This window comes from Arthrobacter sp. ISL-72, from assembly GCF_018613755.1.
Taxonomy (GTDB): domain Bacteria; phylum Actinomycetota; class Actinomycetes; order Actinomycetales; family Micrococcaceae; genus Arthrobacter.
In genome coordinates this window covers 1-5,683 of record NZ_JAGGPP010000038.1, presented here as the reverse complement: position 1 = coordinate 5,683, position 5,683 = coordinate 1, and the positions used below count along the sequence as shown (strand labels likewise).

At 66.0% G+C, this 5,683-nt stretch carries 4 protein-coding genes and 3 pseudogenes; 2 read left to right on the top strand and 5 right to left on the bottom strand.

The features are described from left to right. A partial coding sequence (locus J7I92_RS22230) for a transposase (RefSeq protein WP_214840820.1) occupies positions 1-309 on the bottom strand: 309 nt, incomplete at its 3' end. A 123-nt stretch (positions 310-432) separates the two neighbouring features. On the opposite strand from J7I92_RS22230, the gene J7I92_RS22225 reads away from it, so the two are divergent. Next, a protein-coding gene (locus J7I92_RS22225; protein ID WP_311380460.1) for an IS5 family transposase occupies positions 433-1,315 on the top strand; the annotation gives its coding sequence in 2 pieces (ribosomal slippage) (positions 433-498 and positions 500-1,315; 882 coding nt in all). A 537-nt stretch (positions 1,316-1,852) separates the two neighbouring features. Here J7I92_RS22225 and J7I92_RS22215 read toward each other — a convergent pair. The 4 genes and pseudogenes from J7I92_RS22215 to J7I92_RS22200 all read right to left on the bottom strand — a co-directional run. Then, positions 1,853-2,684: pseudogene (locus tag J7I92_RS22215) on the bottom strand (alcohol dehydrogenase catalytic domain-containing protein); the annotation flags it as partial. Beyond that, positions 2,684-3,354: pseudogene (locus J7I92_RS22210) on the bottom strand (SDR family oxidoreductase); the annotation flags it as partial. The pseudogenes J7I92_RS22215 and J7I92_RS22210, both read right to left, overlap by 1 nt. Before the next feature lie 774 nt (positions 3,355-4,128). Then, positions 4,129-4,467, bottom strand: a complete 339-nt coding sequence (locus J7I92_RS22205; protein ID WP_214844028.1) for a hypothetical protein — start codon at positions 4,465-4,467, stop codon at positions 4,129-4,131. Between the two features lie 33 nt (positions 4,468-4,500). Further along, positions 4,501-5,103 carry a dihydrofolate reductase family protein gene (locus J7I92_RS22200; RefSeq protein ID WP_214844026.1) on the bottom strand — a complete coding sequence of 201 codons (603 nt, stop codon included), beginning with the start codon at positions 5,101-5,103 and terminating at the stop codon, positions 4,501-4,503. Between the two features lie 63 nt (positions 5,104-5,166). On the opposite strand from J7I92_RS22200, the pseudogene J7I92_RS22195 reads away from it, so the two are divergent. Then, positions 5,167-5,683, top strand: a pseudogene (locus J7I92_RS22195) (ATP-dependent DNA ligase); the annotation flags it as partial.

Here is a 5,683-nt window from a genome sequence, read left to right as displayed (position 1 = left end):
GTGAAACGCCGTATCGGTGAGCCCGTACCCGCACGCGGCCTTCCAGCGCAGGTCGTACGTCAAAGCCTCCGCCGCTTCGCGGTCAGAAAGACCCTGCAACGCCTGCAGCACCAGCACCGATCCGATCACGGGTGCCGGAACTGAAGGGCGGCCCCGCCGTGACGGGAAGAGGTCCTCCATCATTGAATCGGGAAACAACCGGCCCCGATGCCCGGCCAGAAAAGCGAACACACTGCCCGGAGCCAACAACTCCCCGGCCAGTGCCTCCACATCCAAATACCCGCGCTGCGCGTCCTCGCGTCCCTGCATAAGACCAGTCTTAACCACCAGCCGCGCCAGTCCAGCCGACGCGCCTTGACGCTCGCGATTAATTCAGCAGGCTCCTAGGGCGTGTCTCCTAAATCAGTGGTCAACTGGCTGGAATGCTTGATGGTGTCGCGAACATCTGTACTGAGTGATAGCCAGTGGTCCCGGATCGAGCCGTTGCTGCCGAGCTCGGAACGGGCGGCGCGGCCGCCCGTTCCGAGGCCACCGCCAGGTTGTAGAAGGCATCATTTACCGGTACCGGTGCGGGATCGCCTGGCGGGACCTTCCGTCGGAGTTCGGTCCGTGGCACACAGTTTGGAAGCGGCACCGCCGTTTCGCCTCCGACGGGACCTGGGACCGGATCCACGCCAGGCTTCTGGCCGAAGCGGACGCCGCCGGTCAGATCGACTGGACAGTTTCGGTGGACTCGACCATCAACCGAGCCCACCAGCACGGGACGAACCTTCCCGCACCACAGGGGGAACTCCCGAATTACAAGAAACTGTTTGCTGAACCTCCCGACCACGCCATCGGCCGATCCCGCGGCGGCCTAGGCACCAAGATCCATCACGCCTGCGACGGCAAAGGCCGGCCGTTGGCGATGATTCTTGGCCCCGGACAGGGCGGCGACTCGCCCATGTTCCCCGTGGTCATGGAAGCAGTACGGGTGCCTCGGCTTGGTGGTGGCCGCGCCAGAACCCGGCCTGATGCCGTGATGGGTGATAAGGCGTACTCGTCGCGGGCGAACCGGTCGCTGTTGCGCGAACGGGGCATCAAAGCGGTCATCCCGGAACCCTCCGACCAGATCGGGCACCGCAAACGCCGCGGATCACGCGGCGGTCGCCCGGTGAACTTCGACTCCGAGACCTACAAAGGCCGCAACACTGTCGAGCGGTCCTTCAGCCTCTTCAAACAGTGGCGCAGCATTGCCACCCGCTACGACAAACCCGCACTGACCTACCGCGCCGGCGTCGTCCTCTACGCCGTCGCCATCTGGCTACGCCAATAAGGAGACACGCCCTAGCCGCTTCCAGCTGCTCTAGGCCGGACAGCATCAGGGATTGTTTTCACGGCAAGAATACAAGTGCGAGAATGCCACCCGTGGCGTTTCGCTTGCCCCCTATGGATCCGCGGGCTCCCCCCGACCACGTCGTGCCTTCCCGGGATATAAACGCACCACCGGCTCGAGGGCATGTGCGATCAAGATGCCGGCCACCAAACCCCATCCAGCGCCTATACAAGCAGCGTTAATCGAACTCTTCAAGGAAAGATGTGCCATTGGGAGCCTTTCCCCCAACTCAGGCTGCCGAAAGGCAGGTTATCGGAAAGCAGTCGCCAGGGCAGCACCGCTTTCCGCGAGCCACGGCGCCCGGTCCTCGTCATCCAACGGGTGCCACTGGCCATTTTCACCTTGTTGGCCGGCGGGTGAAAGCCGTCGCTGTCGAAGAACGGGACGCCCAGCCGCTCCCCAGCAGGGAACCGACTGTTGACTTCCCGCAGCCGGAAACGCCCGTCACCACCAGAGGCGGTATTTTCCTGGTCATGACTCGTGAGTGATGACAGGGTCGATCTGCAGCGAGCCGTCGGCAAGAGCGGCGATGACGTCGTCGATTTCGTCGTTGAAGCGGAACGAGCCCTTGAGTTCGAGTTCTCTGGTGATGGCACGGCGATGATCGCGTCAGCGTCGCCGGCGGTGATCACTTCGTCCGCCCCGACGGCCGCGGCGATGTCCAGGGGTTTGGCGTGCAGGTCGACGGCGACAATCCGGGCCGCGCCGGCCCGCTTCAGCACCGCTACCGCCAGCGCGCCGATGGGGCCGCTGCCGATCACGAGCGCGGTCTTGCCCGCCCCATCACCCGCCCTTGCCACCGCGTGCCAGGCCACCGATGCCGGCTCGATCAGCGCTGCGGTCCGGAGGTCCAGTCCCGCCGGCAACGTCCGCAGCATCCTGGAAGGCAAATTCACGTACCGGGCAAACGCGCCGTCAGTATGCGGGAACCGTGCCGCGCTGCCCAGGTAAGTGCAGCCAGAGGACAGGTTCGGACGGTCGTCCAGGTAATGGACGTCCCCCGCGCCGGGACCCGGCGTGGCAGGGTGGACTGCCACCGGAGATCCCGGGGCGGGACCCGTTCCGTCCGCGGCCCGGACTACAAGCCCCGAAATCTCGTGCCCCAGCACCAGTGGCGCCTTCAGGATGGATTCCCCCGCCGCGCCGTGGAGCCAGTAGTGCAGGTCGGAGCCACAGATTCCGCCGTAAGAGACTCGACGACGGCCTGGTTCGGGGCGGGTGCCGCGATCGGCAAGTGGTCCACCCTCAGGTCACCGGCGGCGTGGGCCACGGCGGGACCGGACCCAGGCAGCGCTGTAAAAGTCGCCATCAGACCACCACCGTCATTCCGCCGTCGATTAAAATGGTCTGACCGTTCATAAAGTCCGAGCCGTCCGACGCCAGCCACACCGCGGGGCCGGCAAGGTCCTGGACGGTCCCCCATCTGTTCGCCGGGGTCCGGCCCAAAATCATCTCGGTGTGGAGCCCGGAGCTATGCCATTGATCTGCAAACCCGAGGCAGCCCACTCGGCTGTTATGGCACGGGTCAGGTTCCGCAGTCCGCCCTTCGCTGCAACATACGGTGCAATGGTGGGACGGGCCAGGTCTGTCTGGACCGAGCAAATGTTGATGATCTTCCCGTGCCCGCGCGGGATCATAAACCGCGCGGCTTCGCGTCCCACCAGAAAGGCGCGGGTGAGGTCCCTGCTGATGACCCGTTCCCAGTCCGCCACGTCCAGGTCCAGCATCGGCACCCGGTGCTGTATTCCCGCGTTGTTCACCAGGATTTCCAGGGGGCCAACATTCTCCTCGACCCACGCCACGCCCCTTGCGGCCTCAGCATCCTTCGCCACGTCAAAAGCGCAGCTGTGGATCCGGCCAGGCGCAAAATCCCCCGCGAGGGCAACTTCGGCAGCTTTCAGACGCTCGGCGTTAATCCCGTTCAGCACCACCGTGGCTCCGGCGTCCGCCAAAGCGCGGGCCAGGGCATTGCCGACCCCCGGGTGTGGACAGTGTCAACACCCCTTTGGCCGGACCAAGGCGCGGTGATCCTGCTCTGCTTGGCCCGCAGGAAGCAGCGAACCAAGGAAGATCCTGGAAGACAATCTCGCTTGGTCGTGTCGTCAACACAGCCCTTGCCCATGAATGAGTGATGGCCAACAACGGCCATCAGAACAAGCCAGAAAAGAGTATGGATAACCCCATATCCCAGCAGGCGGAGGGCCCACCAGCCAGGACCCTGACCCCGCCACCCACACAACTTCACAGGCCACCGCGGCGCCAGGCACATCCCGCGGCCAGTGTCAGAGGGACCCGCGGAGGGTCAATGTACACACATTAAAAGCAAAACCCCCTCTGACGAGGGGGAATACGTGCCCGAGGTGGGACTCGAACCAGCCTCTTCCCCTGCGAATCCGCCGCTCCGCCGAAAACCTCCCCAGTCCGGCCCAGTCCGACGCCGGTACAACCGACTCCGAAGCCCCGGGTGTGGACACTGTCCACACCCTCTTTTGTAAGCATTTGATGTAGTGCCTAGCGAACTGCCGCCGCCCTTCGCTCCGTGAGAGTTCCGCTCCAACGCACGCCATCTCTCCGCCTCGCGTCACCGTTGTCCGGTGCCAGCCGGAGTCCGACGCATACGTGAATGCGCTATTTCACCGGCGAAATACCGTCACTGCCCACGTTCGCCGCCCGTGCATGCCCAACGCTGCGCACGCTTCGGGCCCATCCCCCGGGCCGTTTCCCTCCTCGCTGGCAGAGAGGTCATCATGCGCTCAGTGGGCAGCTGAGAGGACGAAAGTGCGTCGCAGTGAACGGGACTCCAGGCCTCGGTCGCAATCAGGGTCTTGCACTGCCGAGCACGAAAAGCGGGCCGGCGAACGGGTTGGTCCCTCCCCAAGCCCTGCGGCGTCATACATCCCGCGGCCGACGATGCCGACCACGATGCCGGCCACGAGCTCGTCGTAGAAATCCTTGTCGGGGCCGTGCATCGCGAAGTTGTGCCCGCCGTCGTAGCTCCACGCGCCGCCCATCACCCGGTAGCGCAGGCGCTCTCCGCCCCTGCCCAGGCCGCACCCGGGCCTGTCGTCAGGGCCGGTAATGAACCCCGTCAACGGACGTGGTGATGGACGCGATAACCTGGCCCATCAGGCGCCCGGCATGTCCTGCGTCGCCACGCTGCCCGCGCGCTCGTAGACCAGCGACACTGCCCCCTTCGGGAAGGTGCGCGCCGGCTCGGCGAGGCGGAAGGAGGCGGGGACGGTCCCGGCCTCGAAGATGCGCTTGCCCTGCCCGAGGATGATCGGATAGAGCCAGAGGTGGAGGCGGTCGAGCACGTCCGCCGCCAGCAGCGACCGGATGAGGACGCCGCTGCCGAACATGTGCACCTCGTCGAACTCTTCACGGAGCCGGCCCGCTGCCGCTGCATTTGGCAGCACCTTGGTGCCCGCCCACGCCGGAGCAACCAGTGAATTGGAGACGACGAACTTGGGCACCCGGTTGAGCGTGCCGCCGATCTCGTCGGACTGGTGCGGCCAGTAGGCCGCGAAAATGTCGTAGGTCTTCCGACCGAGGAGCAGGGCGTCGATGCGGCCAATCTCCTCGCCGATGGCAGCGCCGGCCTCGTCATCGGACACCGGCGCCTGCCAGCCACCGAAGGCGAATCCGCCCGCGGTATCTTCTTCGCTGCCGCCCGGCGCCTGATAGACGCCGTCGAGGGTGACAAACAGGTTGGCGACGATGATTCCCACGCGCCCATTCTGGAACAGGGTCTAATCGCTGTCCATAGCCAGCGGCCGTGACAGACTGGTGCCATGCTGCTCGACGAGCTCGTGAGGACCTCGGAAGCCGTCGCGGCCACCCGCTCCCGGCTCGCCAAGGTCAACGAACTGGCAGGTCTGCTGCTCCGGCTCGACCCCGCGGACATCCCGACGGCGGTCGGCTTGCTCACCGCCAGGCCACGCCAGGGCCGAGTCGGGATCGGCTGGAGCGGCATGAGGGCGGCCAGGGGCGAGCCCGCTCCTGAGCCGAACCTCACTATCGCCCACCTCGACGCTGCCTTGGACCGGCTGCTGGCAGCCGCAGGCGCTGGCTCGACCGTGGAACGCGCCGCCACCCTTCGGACTCTGATGGCGGCAGCCACCGAGCGAGAGCAGGCCTTCATCGCCGGCGTGCTGCTCGGAGAACTTCGTACCGGAGCACTCGAAGGCGCACTGACGGATGCGGTCGCCCGCGCCGCCGGCCGTCCGGTCGAGGCCGTACGCCGCGCCGCGATGCTCTCCGGCGATCTCGGCGGGACCGCCCTGCTGGCGATCACGGGCACCGCGGCCC